Origin of the sequence: Roseateles aquatilis, from assembly GCF_002205645.1 — a bacterium.
Taxonomy (GTDB): domain Bacteria; phylum Pseudomonadota; class Gammaproteobacteria; order Burkholderiales; family Burkholderiaceae_C; genus Roseateles; species Roseateles aquatilis.
Genome location: NZ_NIOF01000009.1, coordinates 107,015 through 126,784 on the forward strand (window position 1 = coordinate 107,015; position 19,770 = coordinate 126,784).

The 19,770-nt window shown below is 70.7% G+C and carries 17 protein-coding genes; 9 read left to right on the top strand and 8 right to left on the bottom strand.

What is annotated here, in order from left to right; genetic code table 11:
- The first annotated feature begins 91 nt into the window (after positions 1 to 91).
- A complete protein-coding gene (locus CDN99_RS18325; protein ID WP_088386332.1) occupies positions 92 to 1,237 on the top strand; it encodes an amidohydrolase family protein in 1,146 nt (381 codons plus the stop codon).
- Entirely contained in the window at positions 1,234 to 3,972 is a 2,739-nt protein-coding gene (locus CDN99_RS18330; protein WP_088386333.1) for an alpha-galactosidase, read from the top strand. Before CDN99_RS18325 ends, CDN99_RS18330 begins: the two co-directional genes overlap by 4 nt.
- Here CDN99_RS18330 and CDN99_RS18335 read toward each other — a convergent pair whose 3' ends face one another.
- Entirely contained in the window at positions 3,973 to 4,842 is an 870-nt protein-coding gene (locus CDN99_RS18335; protein ID WP_088386334.1) for a CsgG/HfaB family protein, read from the bottom strand.
- Between CDN99_RS18335 and CDN99_RS28710 the strand changes: the two genes are divergently transcribed.
- Positions 4,841 to 5,299 carry a hypothetical protein gene (locus CDN99_RS28710; RefSeq protein WP_158218884.1) on the top strand — a complete coding sequence of 153 codons (459 nt, stop codon included), beginning with the start codon at positions 4,841 to 4,843 and terminating at the stop codon, positions 5,297 to 5,299. The genes CDN99_RS18335 and CDN99_RS28710 overlap by 2 nt on opposite strands.
- On the opposite strand, the gene CDN99_RS18340 is transcribed toward CDN99_RS28710, so the two are convergent.
- From CDN99_RS18340 to CDN99_RS18365, 6 genes are all read right to left on the bottom strand, one after another.
- The gene (locus CDN99_RS18340; RefSeq protein WP_238139589.1) at positions 5,223 to 7,670 is read right to left on the bottom strand and encodes a TonB-dependent receptor; all 2,448 of its coding nucleotides are present in this window, start codon (positions 7,668 to 7,670) and stop codon (positions 5,223 to 5,225) included. The genes CDN99_RS28710 and CDN99_RS18340 overlap by 77 nt on opposite strands.
- A 117-nt stretch (positions 7,671 to 7,787) precedes the next feature.
- A complete protein-coding gene (locus CDN99_RS18345; protein ID WP_141100858.1) occupies positions 7,788 to 8,189 on the bottom strand; it encodes a DUF2946 domain-containing protein in 402 nt (133 codons plus the stop codon).
- Between the two features lie 140 nt (positions 8,190 to 8,329).
- Positions 8,330 to 9,628: a M20 family metallopeptidase gene (locus CDN99_RS18350; RefSeq protein WP_088386336.1), complete on the bottom strand. Its 1,299-nt coding sequence runs from the start codon at positions 9,626 to 9,628 to the stop codon at positions 8,330 to 8,332.
- 103 nt (positions 9,629 to 9,731) lie between these two features.
- The gene (uraD, locus tag CDN99_RS18355; protein ID WP_088386337.1) at positions 9,732 to 11,540 is read right to left on the bottom strand and encodes a 2-oxo-4-hydroxy-4-carboxy-5-ureidoimidazoline decarboxylase; all 1,809 of its coding nucleotides are present in this window, start codon (positions 11,538 to 11,540) and stop codon (positions 9,732 to 9,734) included.
- A 5-nt stretch (positions 11,541 to 11,545) separates the two neighbouring features.
- Complete coding sequence (puuE, locus tag CDN99_RS18360; protein WP_088386338.1) at positions 11,546 to 12,502, bottom strand: allantoinase PuuE; 957 nt, start codon at positions 12,500 to 12,502, stop codon at positions 11,546 to 11,548.
- 16 nt (positions 12,503 to 12,518) lie between these two features.
- Positions 12,519 to 13,238 (bottom strand): GntR family transcriptional regulator, encoded by a 720-nt coding sequence (locus CDN99_RS18365; RefSeq protein ID WP_088386339.1) that lies wholly within the window; start codon positions 13,236 to 13,238, stop codon positions 12,519 to 12,521.
- A 153-nt stretch (positions 13,239 to 13,391) separates the two neighbouring features.
- Here CDN99_RS18365 and uraH point away from each other — a divergent pair, with 153 nt between their 5' ends.
- From uraH to CDN99_RS18395, 6 genes are all read left to right on the top strand, one after another.
- Positions 13,392 to 13,745, top strand: a complete 354-nt coding sequence (uraH, locus tag CDN99_RS18370; protein ID WP_088386340.1) for a hydroxyisourate hydrolase — start codon at positions 13,392 to 13,394, stop codon at positions 13,743 to 13,745.
- Positions 13,746 to 13,781: 36 nt separating this feature from the next.
- On the top strand, positions 13,782 to 14,600 hold the full coding sequence (xdhC, locus tag CDN99_RS18375) for a xanthine dehydrogenase accessory protein XdhC (RefSeq protein ID WP_088386341.1): 819 nt from the start codon (positions 13,782 to 13,784) through the stop codon (positions 14,598 to 14,600).
- Positions 14,601 to 15,014: 414 nt separating this feature from the next.
- Positions 15,015 to 16,211, top strand: coding sequence for a CaiB/BaiF CoA transferase family protein (locus CDN99_RS18380; protein WP_088386342.1), 1,197 nt, complete (start codon positions 15,015 to 15,017; stop codon positions 16,209 to 16,211).
- Positions 16,212 to 16,222: 11 nt separating this feature from the next.
- Entirely contained in the window at positions 16,223 to 17,296 is a 1,074-nt protein-coding gene (locus tag CDN99_RS18385; protein WP_088386343.1) for a hydroxymethylglutaryl-CoA lyase, read from the top strand.
- 144 nt (positions 17,297 to 17,440) lie between these two features.
- Positions 17,441 to 18,439, top strand: a complete 999-nt coding sequence (locus tag CDN99_RS18390; RefSeq protein WP_088386344.1) for a Bug family tripartite tricarboxylate transporter substrate binding protein — start codon at positions 17,441 to 17,443, stop codon at positions 18,437 to 18,439.
- Between the two features lie 151 nt (positions 18,440 to 18,590).
- Positions 18,591 to 19,523 (top strand): hypothetical protein, encoded by a 933-nt coding sequence (locus CDN99_RS18395; protein WP_088386345.1) that lies wholly within the window; start codon positions 18,591 to 18,593, stop codon positions 19,521 to 19,523.
- Here the strand turns inward: CDN99_RS18395 and CDN99_RS18400 are convergent.
- On the bottom strand, positions 19,468 to 19,770 hold the full coding sequence (locus tag CDN99_RS18400) for a hypothetical protein (RefSeq protein ID WP_141100859.1): 303 nt from the start codon (positions 19,768 to 19,770) through the stop codon (positions 19,468 to 19,470). The genes CDN99_RS18395 and CDN99_RS18400 overlap by 56 nt on opposite strands.

Below are 19,770 nucleotides of genomic sequence, written 5' to 3' on the forward strand. Positions count from 1 at the left end.
CGGCCCGGGTTTCTCGCGTGCCATGCTCGGCCCCTCGCGCCGAGTCCCTCATCCGTCTCAGAGCCTGTCTCAGACCCGCAAGCCCACGATGATGAACCTCCTCCCCCGCGCCGCCGTGCTGGCGACCGTCCTCGCCGCCGCCTGCGCGGCGACGCCGGCCCAGGCGGCCGACGCTTCCGCCGGCAAGGCCGCCCCGAAGTCCGCCAACTCGGCCAAACCCTACGCGATGGCCGACTTCGCGCGCGTGCCCAAGATCGATGCGCACGTGCACCTGCACAACCCCGATCCGGCCTTCGTCGAGGCGGCCAAGCGGCTCAACTTCAAGCTGCTGACGATCAACGTCGACTACCCGGACTTCCCGCCGCTGGACGACCAGCAGCGCGTCGCGCTGGCGCTCAAGCAGGCGCATCCGGACGACATCGCCTGGGCGGTCAGCTTCTCCAGCGACACCTCGGACCAGCCCGGCTGGCTCGCGGCGACGCAGGCGCGCGTGGACGCCGGCCTGGCGCAGGGCGCCGTCGGCGTGAAGGTGTGGAAGAACATCGGCATGAGCCTGCGCGGCGCCGACGGCAAGCTGGTGATGATCGACGACGCGCGCTTCAAGCCGCTGTTCGACTACTTCACGCGGCAGGGCATCGCGGTGCTGGGCCATCAAGGCGAGCCGCACAACTGCTGGCTGCCGCTGGAGAAGATGTCGGTCAACAACGACCGCGAGTACTTCGCCCATCACCCGCAGTACCACATGGCCCTGCATCCGGAGATGCCCAGCTGGGAGGACCAGATGGCTGCGCGCGACCGCATGGTGGCGGCGCATCCGGGCATGCGTTTCGTGGGCATGCACATGGCCTCGCTGGAGCGCGACGTGGATGAGCTGGCCGCCTTCCTGGACCGCTTTCCGACGGCCGTCGTGGACGTGGCCGCGCGCATCGGCCAGTTGCAGGCGCAGAGCCAGCACGACCGCGAGAAGGTGCGCCGCTTCCTGATCAAGTACCAGGACCGGCTGCTGTACGGCACCGACATCGCGCAGGCGCCCGACCAGTCCGGCGCGGCGCTGCTCCGGGAAGTCGAGCCCGTGTGGCGCATGCACTGGCGTTACTTCAACACCGCGGAGCGCTTCAAGGTGTCCGACCTGGACCGGCCGGTGCGCGGGCTCGCGCTGCCGCGCGAGGTCGTGGACAAGCTCTATCACCTGAACGCCGAGCGGGCCTTCCCCGGCGGCTGGAGGGCGCAGCGATGACCGCGCGCCGTGCGTTCCTCCAGTGGCTGGGCGCCGCCCCGGTCGCGACGATGACGCCGCGCCTGGCGCTGGCGGTGACGGCCGGCGCGGCTGCGTCGGCCCGCGCCGCGGACGTCGGCCGCGGCCATGTGCGATTACAGGATGAGCGGCTGTCGCTGCAGTTCGACGGCCAGATGCGCAGCCGGCTCGTGCGGCTGGGCGGAGCGCGTCCGCTGACGCTGACCGGCTTCGATGCCGGCGAGCAACTGATCGTCGCCGGCAAGCCCGTGCGCTTCACGCTGTCCGGCGCGATGCCCAGCAGCGGCGCCACGCCGTTCGGCGCGGGCCAGCGGCTGATGCTGACGGGCCGCGCCGCCGACGGCGTCGGCATCGAGCAGACGATCACCGCTACCTTGCTCGACGAGCATCCTGGCGTGGCGCTGCTGGAGGTGGCCTATCTGAACCGCTCCGACCGCCCGGTGGAAGTGCAAGGCTGGACCGTGGGCGCGCACCGCCTGCTGGCCGCGCCGCGGCACGCGGGCGGGTGGTGGACCTACTCGGGCGCGACGCACCAGGACCGTCGCGACTGGATGCAGCCGGTCAAGCGCGGTTTCGAGCAGCGCAACTTCCTGGGCATGAACGCCTCCGACTACGGCGGCGGCACGCCGCTGGTGGATGTCTGGCGCCGCGACCTGGGCGTGGCGGTGGGCCATCTGGACAAGGTGCCGCGGCTGGTCTCGTTGCCGGTCAAGGCGGTCGGCGATGAGGTCGAGGTCGCGATGCGCGGCGACGAGCCCACGGTGCTCGCCGCCGGCGCGACGCTGGCGCTGCCGCTGGCCTTCATCGCGGTGCACGACGGCGACTGCTTCGTGCCGCTGGACCGCTACCGCCGCCTGATGGGCGCGCAGGGCCTGGCGGCGCCGGAGCCGCCGCGCAGCGCGCACGATTCGATCTGGTGCGCCTGGGGCTACGAGCGCGACTTCTCGCTGCAGCGCGTGCGCGACACGCTGCCCAAGGCGCAGGAGCTGGGCCTGAAGTGGGCGGTGCTGGACGACGGCTGGCAGCGCCAGACCGGCGACTGGTTCAACATCGATCTGAAGAAATTCCCGCGCGGCGAGGAGGACATGAAGGCGCTGGTGGCCGACATCCACGCGCGCGGCATGAAGGCGCGGTTGTGGATCGCGCCGCTGGCGGTCGCCCCCGGCAGCGACGAGCTGCACCAGCACGCCGACCTGTTGCTGCTGGACCGGGACGGCGCGCCGCAACTGGTGTCGTGGTGGAACTGCTTCTACCTGTGCCCGGCGGCTCCGGAGACCCAGCAGCGCATCGCGGCGGTGTTCCGCAAGATCATCGGCGACTGGGGTTTCGACGGCCTGAAGATCGACGGCCAGCACCTGAACGGCGTCGCGCCGTGCTTCAACCCGAAGCACAAGCACGGCCGGCCGGAGGACTCCGTCGAGCACATGGTCGACTTCTACCGGACGATGTTCGAGTCCGCCCACGCGGTCAATCCGGAAGCGGTGGTCGAGGTCTGCCCGTGCGGCACCAGCTACGCGTTCCACAACATGCCGTGGATCGACCAGGCGCCGTCGTCGGACCCGCTGTCGAGCTGGCAGGTGCGGCACAAGGGCAAGGCGCTGAAGGCGCAGATGGGGCGCTGGTCGGCCTATGCCGGCGACCACGTGGAGCTCTCGACCGGCGGGCAGGACTTCGCGTCCAGCGTCGGGGTCGGGGCGGTGGTCTCGACCAAGTTCACCTGGCCCGAGGATCCCAAGCCCAAGGACTCCTTCCTGCTCACGCCGGAGCGCGAGCGTCACTGGCGGCGCTGGATCTCCGCGCACAACGCGAAGGTCCTGTCCGACGGCAGCTACCGCGGCGAGCTCTACGACATCGCCTTCGACAAGCCGGAGACGCACGTCGTCGAGAAGAACGGCGTCCTGCATTACGCGTTCTACGCGCCGAGCTGGGACGGCCCGGTCACGCTGCGCGGCCTGACGCCCGGCGTCTGGCGCATCCGCGACTACGTCAATGGTGTGGACCTGGGCCGCGTCGACGCGGCCCGGCCGACGCTGCCGGTGCGCTTCAAGGAGCACCTGTTGATCGAAGCGGTGCTGGAGAGCGCGTCGGGCCTGCCGCTGGCCCGCGCGACACGCCTGCCGCCGCGGCTGCTGGGACGCGACGGTTTCCCGCTGGCCTCGGCCTGGGAGGACGCGCCGTCCAGCTTCTTCGCGCATGACTGGCGCGGCCAGCCGCTGGCCGGGACGCAATCGACCCGCGTGCAGCTGATGCATGGCGACGGCGCGTTGTTCCTGCGCTTCAACAGTCGCTACAACGCGATCACGACCTACGAGCGCGAGGTGTCCTCGACGGCGATCTGGCCGCTGTGGGAGCGCGACGTGGTGGAAGTCTTCCTGCAGGCGCCGCAGGATGCGGGCACCGACCGTTATCGCGAGGTCGAGGTGTCGCCGAACGGCCTGGTCATGGACCTGGAGGTGCGAGGGCAGGGCCGCAAGCGCTTCGTCGGAGAAAGCAAGGCGCGCACGGCGATCGACGCGACCCATCGGATGTGGACGGCGGAGCTGGTGGTGCCGATGGCGCGTCAGGCGCAGGCGCTCGATGGGTGGCGGATCAATCTGTTCCGCATCGAGGGGGAGCAGGCGTCGCGGCAGTTCTCGGCGTGGAGTCCGACGAACAGCGCGGTGGCCAACTTCCATGTGCCGGCCGCCTTCGGCCACCTGCGGCTGGAACGCGGCTGATCAGGCGCCGGCGCCCTTCTTGGCGCCGGTGTCTCCGGCCTTCTTCATCGGCACCGGCTCCGGCAGTTCCTTCGCCGCGAGCATCCGCGCCTGCACGACCAACTGGTTGTGCGCGTCGAGGAACGCGGCGGCGATGACCTTGCCCTCGTTGCTGTTGGACCAGCCGGCGCCCGCCGCGCCGCCGAGCTTGCCCAGCACCAGCCCGCCCATGCCCAGGTCGGTGACGCGCACCGAGCCGGTGGCGGCGGCGACCTGCTCGGTGGTCTCGTTGTCGGTGAGCAGCAGCGCGACCTGCGCTTCCTTGAGCTTGATCTGCTCGGCCGCGCCGACGAACTTGTTGAGCACCGGGATCATGCCCAGGATGCCGCCGACCTGGCGGCCGGCGTCCTGCTCGCTGAAGGTCAGGCTGGGCACCAGCGTGTACTGGGCCTCGTAACCCTTGCCCTTGTGCACCGTGCTGCCTTCCTTGCGCAGCACGCCGGCATCCTTCAGCTCCTGCTCCTTGATCGTCGCCTTCAGCCCGGAATTGCGGTCGACGACGCGGAAGCAGCCGCTTTGCTGCGCCAGCAGGCGCACCAGCGGCAGCGGCGTGTTGGGCAGGCCGTTGGCGCCGGTCACCGCGTAGCCGTTGGGGTTCTCGACGAGCGCCAGCGTCGCCACCGGCGCGTCGCACTTCATCAGTTCGCGGTTGGCCTTGCTGGCGCCCGCGGGACCGGCGGAGCCGGTGATCTCCGAGCTGCCGTCGCCGAGCGTCGCGCCCTGCTTGCCGCAGCCGGCCAGACCCGCGGCGAGCGCGGCGCAGGCGATGAGCGCCGCGCCGCGCAGCGCGAGGTGCTTGCCGATGAATGCGTGGGTGCCCGAGTGCGCCATGCCGATCTCCTTCGCCGATGTGCCAGAAACGGCCGCGACCATAGCGCAGATGCGTGTCGGTGTGCTCCCCACCGATGGGTGGCGCGCCGCCGAATGTCGCGTCCGCGCGGCGCCGCTTACGCATGGTTACCGCAAGACGCACGGCGGGCCCCTCACGCCTCCCCGCTGCCCCGGCCCCAACCTCGGCCCCGACCTCGGCCTCGGCCTCGACCTCGACCTCGACCTCGACCTCGACCTCGACCTCAGCCTCAGCCTCAGCCTCAGCCTCAGCCTCAGCCTCAGCCTCAGCCTCAGCCTCAGCCTCAGCCTCAACCTCAACCTCAACCTCGGCCGCGACCTCGGCAGCCATCGCGGCCGCGGGGAGCCGCACCGAGACCTTTCTAGTAGTCCCAGCGCAACTCCGCATGGAACGTCCGTTGCGGATACGGATGGAAGTTCCAGTACTGGTAGTTGTTGAGGTTGTCGATGCCGGCGGCGAGGGTCCAGCGACGGTCGATCTTCCATTGCGCGCGCGCGTCGACGGTGAAGTACTTGCTGGCGCCCATGTAGGCGAAGCCGTTCGGGTCGCTGTTGTCCAGCGTGCTGTACTGGCGCCCGCTGTAGCGCGCGCCAAGCGTCAGGCTCACGTCCTCGGTCGCCTGCCATTGCGCCAGCAGCGAGGCGCGCCAGCGCGGCACGCGCGGCTGCCACTTGCCGAGGGTGTCGCCGGGCACGGTCGCATACCCGGTGTTGGCCAGGATGACCGAATCGGCGAAGGTCACGCTGCCCGTCAGCGTCAGGCGCGGGCGCACCGTCGCCGTGCCGCTGAGCTCGATGCCGCGCGTGCGGATGTGATCGATGTTCTGCACGGTGTTGGCGTTGGTCGCGACGTTGAGCTGCGAATACAGCGCATCCCGGCTGTCCTCATGGAACACCGTGACCCGCAGGCTGTCGCGCCCGGCGCCGGTCCATTCGGCGCTGAGCTCGCTCGTCCAGCTGCGCTCGGCCTTCAGGTCGGGGTTGTTGTTGATGGCCTGACCGGCCGCGTTGAATCCGCCCTGGAACAGCTCGCTGACCGTCGGGAAACGCACCGCGCGTCCGGTGCTGGCCTTGAGCACCCAGTGATCGCTCAGGCCGTACGACAGGGCCGCCTTGGGGGACCAGGCGGTCTCCGCGCGCCGCGGGTGGGACAGGGTGTTGGCCCCTGACTGGGTCAGGCCGTCGAAGGCTGACCAGCGCTCGCCCCGCAGGCCGAGCACCGCCGTCCAGTCCGGCGCGAAGGCCCAGGCGTCCTGCGCGAACAGGGCCTGGATCCGCGTGTCGCCGTCGAAGCGCGACGTCTGCATGCCCGCGGCGCCGCCGCGCCAGTCGTCGAGGCCGTAGACGCGGGTGCGCAGCTGATACCGCTCCTGCGATACGCCGGCGTCGACCGCATGGGTGCTGTCGGCCGGGGCCCAGGTCGCCTTGGCCGCGACGGTCGTCCAGCCGGTGCCGCCTTGATCGGTGAGGCGTCCGGCCTGCGTCCGGCCCGTCGTCGGCGCATAGGCGCGCGAGCGGTCGGCGACGTAGTCGTAGACGCTGCCCGACAGCTCCCAGCCGAGGCCGTCGCGCAGGCGCTGCTTCAGCGAGACGGCGTGCATGCGGTGCTCCAGCTCGTCGCGCGTCTGCGGGAAGTCGGCGGCGGCCAGCGTGTAGCCCTTGCCGCCGATGATGACCGGCTGGCTGACACCGCCACCGGATCGGTGGTCGACGCTGGCGCCGCCGGCATCCGTCAGGAAGCTCTGCGAGCGACCGTCGGATCGATTGCTCCAGAGTCCGAAGACATACATGGCCCGCAAGCCTGGGTCGAAGTCGTAGGCGAGCTTCACCTTGGCCTGGTCCTGCACCGTGTCGTACTGCGTGCCGCTGCCGAGGATCAACCAATCCTGGTTGGCGCGATTGAGGGCCTGGACCGCGCCGGTCACGGGGATCGCCGGCACGCCGCCGACGGTGCCGCCGACCACGGGCATGCCGGCGCCGAGCAGCCGCGTCGCGAAGGTCTGCGGCTGGCCCTCGCTGTCGGTGCGGCCGGCGTGCAGCCACCATGAGAAGGCCCCGTCGGCACTGCCGACCGAGGCGCTGGCCTGCGTCGCGTCGTGGCTGCGATCGCGGCCGTAGAGCGCGTTGGGCTGATGGCTGAAGCCGACCCGCGCATGGGCCTCGAAACGCGTCGGCATGCGCGTCTGGTAGTCGACGACGGCGCCGACCGCGTTGCCCGAGTAGGCGGCGGAGAACGGCCCGTACATCACGTCGACGCGGCTGATCTCCTCCGGCGAGACCAACCCCCAGCGGGGCGCGAAGGTGGCGCCGTTGCCCAGCAGGTTGGACAGCAGGATGCCGTCTGCGTAGACCAGCGAGCGGGCGCTGTTGCCGGTGCCCGAGGCACGCGTCGACAGCACCGCGTGGTTGTAGTCGCCGATGTAGCGCTTGCGCACCAGCAGGCTGGGCAGGTACTTCAGCGCGTCCTCGGCGTCGGTGGCGTTGATGTCGCGCGCGATGGCGTCGCCGGTCAGGCCCTCCATCGTCGTGGGAATGCGGCTGGGCAGCGAGGTCGGCGACGTGCCGTCGACGCGGACGATGCCCAGCGTGCGGGCCGGTGTCGAGGACGTGGTCTGGGTCGCGGTGGAAAGGGGCTCGGGCGGCGTGTTGATGCCGGTGCCGGTGCCGGAGCTGGAGCTGGCTGTGGAGGCCGGGGTCGAGGTCGATCCGGCGGTATCGGTCGTGCCGGCCTTGTCGGCCGCGTGGGCGGCGGCGACGAGCGACGCCATGACCGTCAGCGCGCTCAGGCGCGCACGGGGAAAGCTGTGCATGAAAGGAAACTCCGACGATCCGGGGCGCGTCGCGCGAAGGCGACCGGGCCCCGGAGACAGGTCAATGAGCCGGGCCGGACCGGGCAGGTCGAGGCCGGGCAGGAAGCGGACGGGGCTTCAGACCTTCGGAGGCGGCGCGCGGGCGAGCGCGATGCGCCACGCGTGAGCCGTGACAGGCGCGCTGTAGAAGCGTTCGGGAAGCCCGAAACGCAGCTCCGGGCGCAGTGGCGCCACGGCGGGCACCGGCGGCAGCGGCATCGCGTCCTGATGCAGGTGGCAGAACGCGCAGTGCTGGAAGAGCGCGTGGTCCTGGTCCGTGTTGCCGCTGTTGGCGAGGCTGTCGCTCAACTCGGCGGCGCGCGGGCCCACGACGCTGGACCGGCAGATCTGCGTCCAGGGCGCCAGCTCGCCGCCCAATGCCTGCGCCGCCATCGACGCCGCGGGCAGCAGCGCCGCCAGCCAGAAGGTCAGGGCGACCATCCAGCGGGCAAGGGCGGTGGGGGACTTCAGGCGCGGCACGGCGCGGATTCTAGGCGCGCCGTCGCGGCGGCGCGGCGACTCGCGCCCGTCGTCGGCCGACGCCGGTAGCGCCGATGGTGGTCGGGCAAGGCGACGTCGCGCCCGGCTCGATCCACGCTCAGCCGGCGTTCAGCCGGCGTTCAATCGGCGCTCAGAAGATCGAACAGCGTCCGCGCGACGACCTTCGTCGCCCGTCGCAGGTCCTGGAGCTCGACGCGCTCGTCGGCGCGCTTGGCGTGGGACTCCAGCACGGTGCGCGGCCCCGCGCCGTAGATGGCGGCGGGAATGCCATGCTCGCCGTACAGGCGCACGTCGGTGTACAGCGGCGTGCCGGAGGTCGGGATCGGCTCGCCGAAGACCGCCTCGCCGTGACGCTGCAAGGCGTCCACCAGCGGCCCGTTGGTCGGCAGCGGCTGCAGGGACCGTGCCAGCAGCAGGCGCTTGATGTCCACCGTGATGCCGGGGAACGAGGCCGCCGCGTCGGCGATGACCGCGCGGATCTCGGCCTCGACGACGACGGGATCTTCTTCCGGGATCATGCGCCGGTCCAGCTTCAGGGTGACCTTGCCCGGCACGACGTTGGTGTTGGTGCCGCCCTCGATGCGGCCGACGTTCAGGTAGGGATGCTTGATGCCTTCGACCTTCGACGTCACCTTGCGGTACTCGATGTTGCGCGCGTACAGCGCGTTCAGGATGGTGACCGCGCCGTGCAGCGCGTCGACGCCGGTGTCCGGAATCGCGGCGTGCGCCATCTTGCCGTGCACGGTGACCTCCATCTGCAGGCAGCCGTTGTGCGCCGTCACGACCTGATAACTGAAGCCCGCGGCGAGCAGGTAGTCGGGCTTGGTCAGCCCTTGCCTCAGCAGCCAGCCGGGGCCGAGCTCGCCCCCGAATTCCTCGTCGTAGGTGAAGTGCAGCTCGACGCCACCCTTCAGCGGCGCGCCCAGCGCTTCCAGCGCGCGCAGCGCGAAGGTGTAGGTCGAGAAGTCGCTCTTGCTGACGGCCGAGGCGCGCCCGTACAGGCGGCCGTCGACGACTTCGCCACCGTACGGGTCGTGCGTCCAGCCGTCGCCGGGCGGGACGACGTCGCCATGCGCGTTCAGCGCGATCACCGGTCCGCCCTCGGCGAAGCGGCGGCGGACGATCAGGTTGGTCAGCGACTCCAGGCCGTACCCGCGCACCTCGGCGGGTGGCACCGGGTGCTGCTCGGCGGTCAGGCCCATCGCGGCCAGCAGCTCGGCCGTGCGCTCGGCATGCGGCGCGTTGTTGCCGGGCGGCGTGTCCGTCGGCACGCGCACCAGCGCCTGCAGATAACGCACCTGCTCGTCGAAGTGGGCGTCGATCCAGGCGTCCAGCGCGGCGTGACGGGCCGCCGGCGCGGTCGAGGACACGTCGGAGGCCGACGCGCCGGTGGGCGGGGAAGAAGCGGAAGCGGTCATGGAAGGTCCGGGTCGGAGGATGGTCGGCGCGCGATCAGAAAGCGGTCACGTCGCGAGCAGGGTGCGGTCGGAAGCAAGGTCGGAAGCGAGGACGAACGCGCGGTCAAAGCGCGTTCAGCAGCGCCTGGAAGGCCCACACGCAGAGCTCGGTGTCGTCGTTGCTGATCGACTCCAGCGGGTTGTGGCTGATGCCCAGGTTCAGGCCGCGCTGGAACAGCATCGCCTGGGGCATGGCCTGGTGCAGCTTCATCGCGTCGTGGCCGGCGCCGGAGGGCAACCGGTGCACGGGCAGGCCCAGCGAGGTCACGGCGGCCTCCCAGCGCTGTTGCCACGCCGGGTCGCTGGGCGCGGCGGCGGCGGTCTCGGTGCGTTCGAGTGTGAAGCTCAGGCCGCGGCGTTCGCAGATCACGGCCAGCCGTTGCCGCACGTCGGCATCGAGCGCGTCGCGCGCCGCGTCGGTGGTGGCGCGCAGGTCGAGGCTGAAGCGGCAGCGGCCCGGGATGACGTTGATCGAGCCGGCCGGCACCTGCAACTGGCCGACGGTGCCGACGACCTCGGGTACCGCGCTGGCGCGCTCCTCGACGTACAGGATCAGCTCGGCGACCGCCGCGGCGGCGTCGCGGCGCCGGCCCATCGGCGTCGTGCCAGCATGGGAGGCCAGGCCGCGGACCTCGCCGAGGTAGCGGATGCTGCCGTTGATCGAGGTCACCACGCCCAGCGGCAGGTCGAGCTCGTTGAGCACCGGTCCCTGCTCGATGTGGACCTCGACGAATCCCAGGTAGCGTGCGGGATCGCGCGCCAGGCCGCGGATGGCGTCCAGCGTCGCGGCCAGCCCCGCCTGCGCCATCAGGTCGCGCATCACGACGCCGTCGGCGTCGGCCTGGTCCAGCCAGGCCGCGTCGAAGCGCCCCACCAACGCGCTGGAGCCGAGGAAGGTGGCCTTGTAGCGCTGGCCTTCCTCTTCGGCGAAACCGATCACCTCGATGCCATGCTTGAGGCGCCGACCTTGCTGATGCAGCTCCCGCACGCAGATCAGCGGCACCAGGATGCCGAGGCGGCCGTCGTACTTGCCGCCGTTGCGGACCGTGTCGTAGTGACTGCCGGTGAGCAGCCGCGGCGCCTCGCGATCCGTCGAGCGATCGGCCTCGCGACCCTCGCCGTGATAGACGCCGACGACGTTGCCCACCGCGTCGATGCCGATCTCGTCGAAGCCGGCCTCACGCATCCACGCCGCGAGCTGGTCCGCGGCGGCGCGGTGCGCCTCGGTGAGGTAGGTGACGGTCAGTTGCCCTTGCTCGGCGAAGCCCGGATCGGAGAAACGCGCCAGCGATTCCGCCCAGTCCCACACCTGGTTGCCCAGCGTCGGCGTGACGCAGAACTTGTCGTTCAGGCGGATCTCGGCGATGCGGTGGATGCTGCGCAGGCACTCGGCGCGCTCGATGTCCGGATGGGCGTTCAGACGCCGCGCGAAGGTGTCGATGATCTGCTGGCGGCTCAGGCCGTCGCCGCGGGGGCCGCGCACCGCCAGGATGAAGGGCCAGCCGAAGCGGGCGTTGTACTCGGCGTTCAGTTGCTGCAGGCGGGAGAACTCCTCCGGCGTGCAGTCGGTGAGGCCGGCCTTGTTCTGCTCGTGGGTGGATTCGGCCGTCAGCGACCGGCTGACCATCGCCTTGCCGGCGAGCTCCGGGTGCGCGCGGATCAGGCCGAGCTGCTCGCCGGTCGTGGCATCGCGCACGGCGGTGGCCAGGGCCAGCTTGAGCGCCGGCAGGCTGGCGAAGCCGCCCGCGGGTCTTGCCGCGAAGGCCCGCCGGGCGATCCAGGGCGAGTGTTCGTAGATGCCTTCGAGCAGCGCGACGAAGTCGGTTTCGTCGGCGGCGTTCAGGGCGTCGAGGGTGAGGAGGGATGCGGTCATGGTGGTCAGCCCCAGACGAAGGCCTGGTCCGCATCGAACGGATGCGTGGCCCGCCAGTGGCGGGCGATGTCGACGCGGCGGGCGACCCAGACGCGGTCGTGTTTCTCGACGTGGTCCAGGAAGCGCTGCAGCGCGCGCATGCGGCCCGGACGGCCCAGCAGCCGGCAGTGCATGCCGATGCTCATCATCCGGGGCGATTCGGCGCCCTCGGCGTAGAGCACGTCGAAGCTGTCCCGCAGGTACTCGAAGAACTCGTCGCCATGGCTGAAGCCCTGCGGCAGCGCGAAGCGCATGTCGTTGCAGTCCAGCGTGTAGGGCACGACCAGGTGCGGCGCCAACGCGCCGTCGGTCTTGCGGACGTTCATCCAGAAGGGCAGGTCGTCGCCGTAGTAGTCGCTGTCGTATTCGAAGCCGCCGAAGTCGGCGACCAGGCGGCGCGTGTGGGGGCTGTCGCGGCCGGTGTACCAACCCGACGGCCGCTCCCCGGTCATGCGCTGAATGATGTCCATGCCGATGTCCATGTGCTGGCGCTCGGTGGCCTCGTCCATGCCCTGGTAGTGGATCCAGCGCCAGCCGTGGCAGGCGATCTCGTGGTTGAGCTCGACGAAGGCGCGGGTCAACTCCGGATGCCGCTCCAGCGCCATCGAGACGCCGAAGACGGTCAGCGGCAGCGCGCGTTTCTCGAATTCCCGCAGCAGGCGCCACACGCCGGCGCGGGAGCCGTATTCGTAGATGCCCTCCATGCTCAGATGGCGCGCCGGATACGAGGCGGGGTTGAACATCTCCGACAGGAACTGCTCGCTGCCCGCGTCGCCGTGCAGCACCGAGTTCTCGCCGCCCTCTTCGTAGTTGAGGACGAATTGCACGGCGATGCGCGCCTGGCCGGGCCACTGGGCGTGCGGCGGGTGCTCGCCGTAGCCGATCAGGTCGCGGGGGTAGCCGGGGGAGACGACAGGCTTCATGGGACGGTGATGAAGGTCAGGTCCGCAGCATGGACTTGAGGTCCTGCACGCGCGGGTTGAGACGGAGGTTGGCCTCGACGTTGCCCAGGTGCGCGTCGAGCAGCTTCAGCACGGCCCGCTTGTCGCGGGCTTCGAGCGCGTCGACGATCGCTTCATGCTCGGCCTGCGATTCGGCGGCCGAATGGGAACTCTGGTACATCAGCGCGATCAACGAGCTGCGGGACAGCAGGTCGGTCAGCAGTTGCGCCAGCACCTCGTTGCCCTGCATGCGGGCCAGCACGACGTGGAAGTCGGCCAGCAGGCGCGTGCGGCCGGTGACGTCGGTGCGGGAGACCGCCTCGCGCTCCTGCTTCAGGTGGGCGCGCAACTGCCGGATCTGCGCGGTGGTGATGTGCTGGCAGAGGTCGGCGAGCATCGCCGCCTCCAGCATCTTGCGCACTTCGAAGACCTGCCGCGCTTCCTCCACGCTGGGCTGCGCGACGAAGGCGCCGCGGGCGGGCTCCAGGCGCACCAGGCGATCGCGGCTGAGCTGGTTCAGCGCCTGGCGCACCAGCGTGCGCGAGCACTCGAAGATGTCCGCCAGTTGCTGCTCGACGAGCTTGGTGCCGGGCATCAGACGCCGCTCGACGATCGCCTGCGTGATGGCGGCGGTGATGCGCTCGGTGACCGACGCCCCGGCATCGCCGCGGGCATCGTCACGGACATCGGACTCGCGGACGTGGTCGCGGGCGTTCATCGGGTTTCCGGAAAGATGGAGGCAAGAGGTTCTTGGGACGGTCTGCATGACTGGCCACAGCCGCCGCGAGCCATGCGGACCTTCCTTTGTGTTCGCGAGTGTATACACTTTGCCCTTTCAATCCACCGCGGCGCGGTCCGCGCCGGTCACCCGATGGGCAAGCTCACGACCCACGTCCTGGACACGATGCACGGCAGCCCGGCCGGCGGCATGGCGGTGCGGCTGTATCGCCTGGAGGCCGGCGAGCCGCGCCTGCTGCAGATGCTGACGCTCAACGCCGACGGGCGCGCCGACGCGCCGCTGCTCGAAGGCGCGATGCTGCTGGTGGGCCGCTACCGGCTGGTCTTCGAGGTGGCGGACTACTTCCGCCACCGTCGGGTGTCGTTGCCCGAGCCCGCCTTCCTGGACGAGGTGCCGATCGACTTCGGCATCGCCGATCCCGCCGCGCACTACCACGTGCCGCTGCTGGCGAGCCCGTGGTCCTACGCCACCTACCGCGGCAGCTGAGCGCGCGCTCGGCCGGCCGATAGCAGCCCCCACGTCATGCGCCCCTGGCAGACCCTCGCCCTGCGACTGGCCCGAGAGCCGGCGGTGCTGGTGCGCGTGGACGAGGTGCAGGGCAGCGGGCCGCGTGAGGTGGGCGCCTGGATGGCGGTCACGGCGTCGGATGCGGTGGGCACGATCGGCGGCGGGCAACTGGAGTTCGACGCGATGGCGCGCGCCCGCGCGGCGTTGGCGGCCGGTCGCGTCCTCGATCCGCGCCAGCGCTTCGCGCTGGGCCCGTCGCTGGGCCAATGCTGCGGCGGGGTGGTGTGGTTGAGCTTCGACTGGCTGGACGCGACGGCGATCGCCGGGCTCGCCGATCGGCTCGGGGATCAGCGGGACTGGCGGCGCGTCGCGCTGTTCGGCGGCGGCCATGTGGGCCGCGCGATCGTGGACCTGCTGGGCAGGCTGCCGGCGCGGGTGCACTGGATCGACAGCCGCGATGGCATGTTCCCCGAGCCGCTGCCGGACAACGTCCGCGCCGAGCAGTCGGAGCCCGTGCAGGGCGCGGTGATGACGCTGGCGCCCGGCTCGCATGTGCTCATCATGAGCTTCAGCCACGCCGAGGATCTGGATGTCCTGGCCGCTTGCCTGAAGCGGCAAAGGGAGGCCCGCGATCTGCCGTACATCGGGCTCATCGGCAGCAAGAGCAAGTGGGCGACGTTTCGCCATCGGCTGGAGGCGCGCGGTTTCTCCGCGGACGAACTGGCCCATGTGACTTGCCCGATCGGAGTGCCGGGGATTCCCGGCAAGCAGCCGGAGATGGTAGCGCTGGCGGTGGTGGCGCAGGTGATGCAGGAGGTGGCATCGCCTCGCTAGGGCCTTGCTCGTGCGCTGCCCCGGGTGCCCCTCGCCCGGCCTCGAAATCCGGGGTGCCGTCGGCTCATACGTCCCAAAATCGCCGCCGGCCCCCCGGATTCCGAGGCCTCCCGCATGGCTGACTTCGTCGAGGGACTGCCTCGTTCTGACTGGTTGGCGCCGCCCCCCTAGGATTCCGAGGCCTCCTGCATCGCTGACGTCGTCGAGGGACTGCGCCGTTCTGACTGATTGGCGTGGCCGTGGGGTCTCGGCATGGGAGTGTCGGTGGCAACCCTGAGTCGCTTTCGCGATCCGTGAAAGCTGGCGCCGCGCCTCGGGCATTCCGCTTCTCGTCCGATCTTTTCAGAATCCGCTCCATCGCACTCACCGTGCTCGCGTTCATCGCGAGGCGCGGGAAGACAGGAGACACGGATCATGGAAGGACTGCAAGCCCTGCAGGGGCTGCGCGTCGTGGAGATGGGCCAGTTGATCGCGGGCCCCTTCGCGGGCAAGACGCTCGGCGATTTCGGCGCCGACGTGATCAAGATCGAGGCCCCCGGCAGCGGTGACCCGCTGCGCAACTGGCGCATGCTGCAGGACGGCACGTCGGTGTGGTGGCAGGTGCAGTCCCGCAACAAGCGCTCGATCGCGCTGGACCTGCGTCAGCACGAGGGCCAGGACATCGCCCGACGTCTGATCGGCGAAGCGGACGTGCTGATCGAAAACTTCCGCCCCGGCACGCTCGAAGGCTGGGGCATGTCGTATGAGGAGCTCGCCGCCGCGAACCCCGGCCTGATCATGCTGCGCATCAGCGGCTACGGCCAGACCGGCCCGTACCGCGACCTGCCCGGTTTCGGCGTCATCGGCGAGGCGATGGGCGGGTTGCGTCACCTGACCGGCGAGGCGGACCGCGTGCCGGTGCGATGCGGCATCTCCATCGGCGACACGCTGGCGGCGTTGCACGGCACGATCGGCGTGTTGACCGCGCTGTATCACCGCAAGGTCAACGGCGGTCGCGGCCAGGTCATCGACGTGGCGCTCAGCGAGGCGGTGCTCAACGTGATGGAGAGCCTGATCCCCGAGTACAGCGCCTTCGGGGCGGTGCGCGGCCCGGCGGGCTCGGCGCTGCCGGGCATCGCGCCGTCCAACGCCTATCGGTGCACCGACGGCGTGGTGCTGGTGGCCGGCAACGGCGATTCGATCTTCAAGCGGCTGATGCAGGTGATCGGCCGTGACGATCTCGGCGCCGACGAGGCGCTGGGCAACAACGCGGGCCGCGTCGCGCGTGTCGAGGAGATCGACGCCGCCGTCGGCGCCTGGACCGCCACGCGTTCCGTCGACGAGGCGCTGGCGCGCTTGGCCGAGGCCAGCGTGCCGGCCGGTCGGGTCTACACCGCCAAGGACATCGTCGAGGACCCGCACTTCCGCGCCCGCGACATGATCCTGCGGCAGGAGACGCGCGACGGGCATGCGCTGCAGGTGCCGGGCATCGTGCCCAAGCTGCTGGGCACGCCGGGCGCGGTGCGCCGCAGCGCGCCGCGGCTGGGCGACGACACCGACGAGGTGTTGCGTGAACTGGGCCTGGACGCGGACGCCGTCGCCGCGCTGCGCGCCCGCAAGATCGTTTCCTGAGCGGAGCCGCGATGACTTCTCCTACCCCCCACGCATCGCGCGTCCCCTCGGACGTGTGGACCGGCGCCGGCCGCCGTGTCTTCATGCAGGACGTCGGCACCCGCGACGGCCTGCAGGCCGAGACCGTCTTCGTGCCCACCGCCGACAAGATCGCGCTGGTCGACGCGCTGTCCGAGGCCGGGCTCGCCAAGATCGAGGTGACGGCCTTCGTCTCCCCCCAGGCGATCCCGGTGCTGGCCGACGCGTCCGAGGTGATGCTGGGCATACGCCGCCAGCCCGGCGTGATCTACACGGTGCTGGTGCCCAACGTGCGCGGCGCCGAGCGTGCCATCGAGGCCCGGGCCGACGAATTGAACCTCGTCATGTCCGCCAGCGAGACCCACAACCTGGCCAACCTGCGGATGACGCGCGCGCAGTCCTTCGCCGGGCTGGCCGAGGTGGCGGCGATGGCGCGCCAGGCCGACGGCGTCGGCGATGCCGATGACGCCGGCGAGGGCGAGGGCGGAGTTGCACGGGGCGCCGGAGTGCCGCTGAACGTGTCGCTGTCCTGCTCGTTCGGCTGCCCGATGGAGGGCGACGTTCCAGTGGCGACGGTGCTGGGTTGGTGCGAGCGGTTCCTGGAGGAACTCGGCGCGCGTGGCGTGACGCTGTGCGACACGACCGGCATGGCCTATCCGACGCAGGTCGTGGCCCTGGTGCGCGCCTTCCGCGAGCGCTGGCCCGACGCGGAACTCACGCTGCACTTCCACAACACGCGCGGCATGGGCCTGGCCAACGTGATCGCGGCGCTCGACGCGGGCGCGGACCGATTCGACGCCTCGCTCGGCGGGCTGGGAGGCTGTCCCTATGCGCCCGGCGCGACCGGCAATGTCTGCACCGAGGAGATCGTGCACGCGCTGCAGTGCATGGGCCTGGACACCGGCGTGGACCTGGCGCGGTTGATCGCCGCCGCGAAGCGCCTGCCCGGCCTGATCGGCCATCCGGTGCCGAGCCAGATCGTCAGCGCCGGCCGTCGCCTCGACCTGCATCCGAGGCCGCGCGACTTCGACGCGATCCGCGATCGCGCGCTGGCCCGGAACGCCTGATTCGCCGACCCCGATCTCGACATCGACATCGACATCGACATCGACATCGACCCCCGGTTTCGTTCCCCGTTCCTGCTTTCCGCTTCCTGCTTCCCCGACAGACACAACAACGCCGCCCCGAGCGGCTCATCCTGGAGACAAGCCATGCATCAGACCCGCCGCCGACTTCTGGCGCGCACCGCGCAAGCCGCCGCGACCGTTGCCGTCGCGGTCGTCGGCCTCGGCACGACGATCGCCGCCCACGCGCAGGCGTATCCGAACAAGCCCATCACGATGATCGTCGGGGCCGCGCCCGGCGGCACGACCGACATCGCCGCGCGCCTGCTGGCCGAGCCGCTGGGCAAGGCGCTGGGGCAGACCGTGGTGGTGGACAACCGCTCCGGCGCCAGCGGCGCGCTGGCCGCGGTGGCGGTCAAGCGGGCGGAGCCGGACGGCTACACGATCCTGATGCAGTACTCCGGCTATCACGTGATCACGCCGCACATCCAGAAGGCGGCGTGGGACCTGAAGGACCTGCGCCCCGTGGCCAACGTGCTGACCGCGCCGCAGTTGATCGTGGTGCGCGAGGGCCTGCCGGTGAAGACGACCGCCGAGCTGATCGCCTATGCCAAGAAGCATCCGGGCAAGCTGTCCTTCGCGTCCTCGGGCAACGGCTCGCTGCAGCACGTCACCGGCGTGATGCTGGAGCAGCAGGCCGGCATCGAGATGATCCACGTGCCCTACAAGGGCACCGGCCCGGCGCTGCAGGATCTGCTGGGCGGTCAGGTCGACCTGACCTTCGGCACGCCGCCGCCGTTCATGCCCTTCATCGCGTCGGGCAAGCTGCGCGCGGTCGCGGTGACCGGCAAGGAGCGCCTGCCGTCGCTGCCCAACGTGCCGACGGCCGCGCAGGCGGGGCTGCCGGATCTGGACGCGGGCTCGTGGTTCGCCGTCTTCGCGCCGGTGAAGACGCCGCAGGCGGTGGTGGATCGGCTGACGGCCGAGATCGCCAAGATCATGGCCACGCCGGAATTCAAGAAGAAAGCGTCGGAGCTCGGCGCCGTCGCCGACTACATGACCCCGCAGCAGCTCGAGGCCCACAGTGCCGCCGAGTTCCTGCGCTGGGGCAAGGTGATCACGGCGGCGAAGATCCAGGCGGACTGAGCGCCTGCCTCCGATGGACCATGACTGAAGCCATCCCCCCGAGGGGTGGGTCGGTCATGCGCCTCGGCACACCATAATTCGCGCCACGCCGCGCGACCCTTTTCCTCTTCCCTTCGAATCCGACGCGCGGCCCGTTCAGGGAGTGAATCGCATGCGTGTTGTCGCCGCCGCCGTGCTGGCATTGGGAGGCCTGGCCTCGATCACGATGAGCGGGGCGCTGGCCGCCACCGCGGCCGCCGCCACCTCGACCGGCGCGTCCGCCACGACACCGGGCGAGCGTCCGCCGGTGATCGCGCTGATGGCCGCCGTCGGCGACCGCATCACGGTGGTGCGCCAGAAGCCCTCGGTGGGCACGCTGCTGGAGCCGTACACGCGCCGCACCTTGAAGGTGGCGGGCCAGGCGCTCAACGACGCCGCGCTGCGCGGCCTGGCGCTGGGCGTCTCGCAGGAATCGCCCGAGGCCGAGCAGGTGCTGCTGCGCTGGACGGCGAACGACGAGCTGATGCAGCGCCTGGAGGAGGCCCGCGGCAACGAGCGCGACACGATGCTGCTGGACGCGATCATCGAGCACCTGCGCCCGGTCGCGGATCGCCAGCGCTGGGACCGCATCGAGATCATCGTGCCCAAGTACCGCCGCTACGAGGCCAATGGCATGGGCACCAAGCTGCAGGGCATCGGCATCTACACGCAGCCGCTGGCGCGCAACATCGACCTGATCGACGACAGCATGGGTCCCGGGGACGACAACGGCACGCAACGCGTCGTCAATCCGACCACAGGCGAGGTGGTGCGCAAGAGCACCTTCGTGGCGCCGTTCATCTTCTTCGAGCGCGTGACGCTGGACGCGCGCACGCTCCATGTGCTGGCGCGCAAGCAGCAGTTCGACGCGACCAAGTACAACGATCCGATGTCCGACGAGCGCGACGTCTCGCAACACCTGACCCCGGCGCAGATGGCCGAGAAACTGAACTATCTGGTCGAGCGCTCCGCCTACCAGGCCATCCGCGGCAAGGGCGGCACGGTCGATGTCACGACGCCAGTGCCGGTCCAGGCGATGCCGGCCGCCAGCGGTACCGCGCGATGAGGACAGGCATTGCCGCCGCGCTCGTGCTGGCGGGACTGATGTCGATGGGCGCCGCGGCCGCGGCCGCGGCCGCGACCGATACCGGGAAGATCGCATCGGCGCCGGCCGTCACGGCGATGGCTGCCGCATCGGCTGCCACATCGGCTGCCACTTCACCTGCCATATCGCCTGCCTCCTTGGTCGCCCCCTCCACCGCCGCGTCCAGCGCGGCGGCGGTCGCGGCCGCCGCCGGGACGCCGAGGGTCAT

Coding starts and splice junctions, on each gene's coding strand:
- CDN99_RS18380 (WP_088386342.1), top strand. CDS start 15,015: ATGGAAGGACTGCAAGCCCTGCAGGGGCTGCGCGTCGTGGAGATGGGC.
- puuE (WP_088386338.1), bottom strand. CDS start 12,502: ATGAAGCCTGTCGTCTCCCCCGGCTACCCCCGCGACCTGATCGGCTAC.
- CDN99_RS18365 (WP_088386339.1), bottom strand. CDS start 13,238: ATGAACGCCCGCGACCACGTCCGCGAGTCCGATGTCCGTGACGATGCC.
- CDN99_RS18400 (WP_141100859.1), bottom strand. CDS start 19,770: ATGACCCTCGGCGTCCCGGCGGCGGCCGCGACCGCCGCCGCGCTGGAC.
- CDN99_RS18350 (WP_088386336.1), bottom strand. CDS start 9,628: ATGACCGCTTCCGCTTCTTCCCCGCCCACCGGCGCGTCGGCCTCCGAC.
- CDN99_RS18340 (WP_238139589.1), bottom strand. CDS start 7,670: ATGCACAGCTTTCCCCGTGCGCGCCTGAGCGCGCTGACGGTCATGGCG.
- CDN99_RS18330 (WP_088386333.1), top strand. CDS start 1,234: ATGACCGCGCGCCGTGCGTTCCTCCAGTGGCTGGGCGCCGCCCCGGTC.
- xdhC (WP_088386341.1), top strand. CDS start 13,782: ATGCGCCCCTGGCAGACCCTCGCCCTGCGACTGGCCCGAGAGCCGGCG.
- CDN99_RS18395 (WP_088386345.1), top strand. CDS start 18,591: ATGCGTGTTGTCGCCGCCGCCGTGCTGGCATTGGGAGGCCTGGCCTCG.
- CDN99_RS18335 (WP_088386334.1), bottom strand. CDS start 4,842: ATGGCGCACTCGGGCACCCACGCATTCATCGGCAAGCACCTCGCGCTG.
- CDN99_RS18385 (WP_088386343.1), top strand. CDS start 16,223: ATGACTTCTCCTACCCCCCACGCATCGCGCGTCCCCTCGGACGTGTGG.
- uraH (WP_088386340.1), top strand. CDS start 13,392: ATGGGCAAGCTCACGACCCACGTCCTGGACACGATGCACGGCAGCCCG.
- CDN99_RS18390 (WP_088386344.1), top strand. CDS start 17,441: ATGCATCAGACCCGCCGCCGACTTCTGGCGCGCACCGCGCAAGCCGCC.
- CDN99_RS18325 (WP_088386332.1), top strand. CDS start 92: ATGAACCTCCTCCCCCGCGCCGCCGTGCTGGCGACCGTCCTCGCCGCC.
- CDN99_RS28710 (WP_158218884.1), top strand. CDS start 4,841: ATGCCGATCTCCTTCGCCGATGTGCCAGAAACGGCCGCGACCATAGCG.
- uraD (WP_088386337.1), bottom strand. CDS start 11,540: ATGACCGCATCCCTCCTCACCCTCGACGCCCTGAACGCCGCCGACGAA.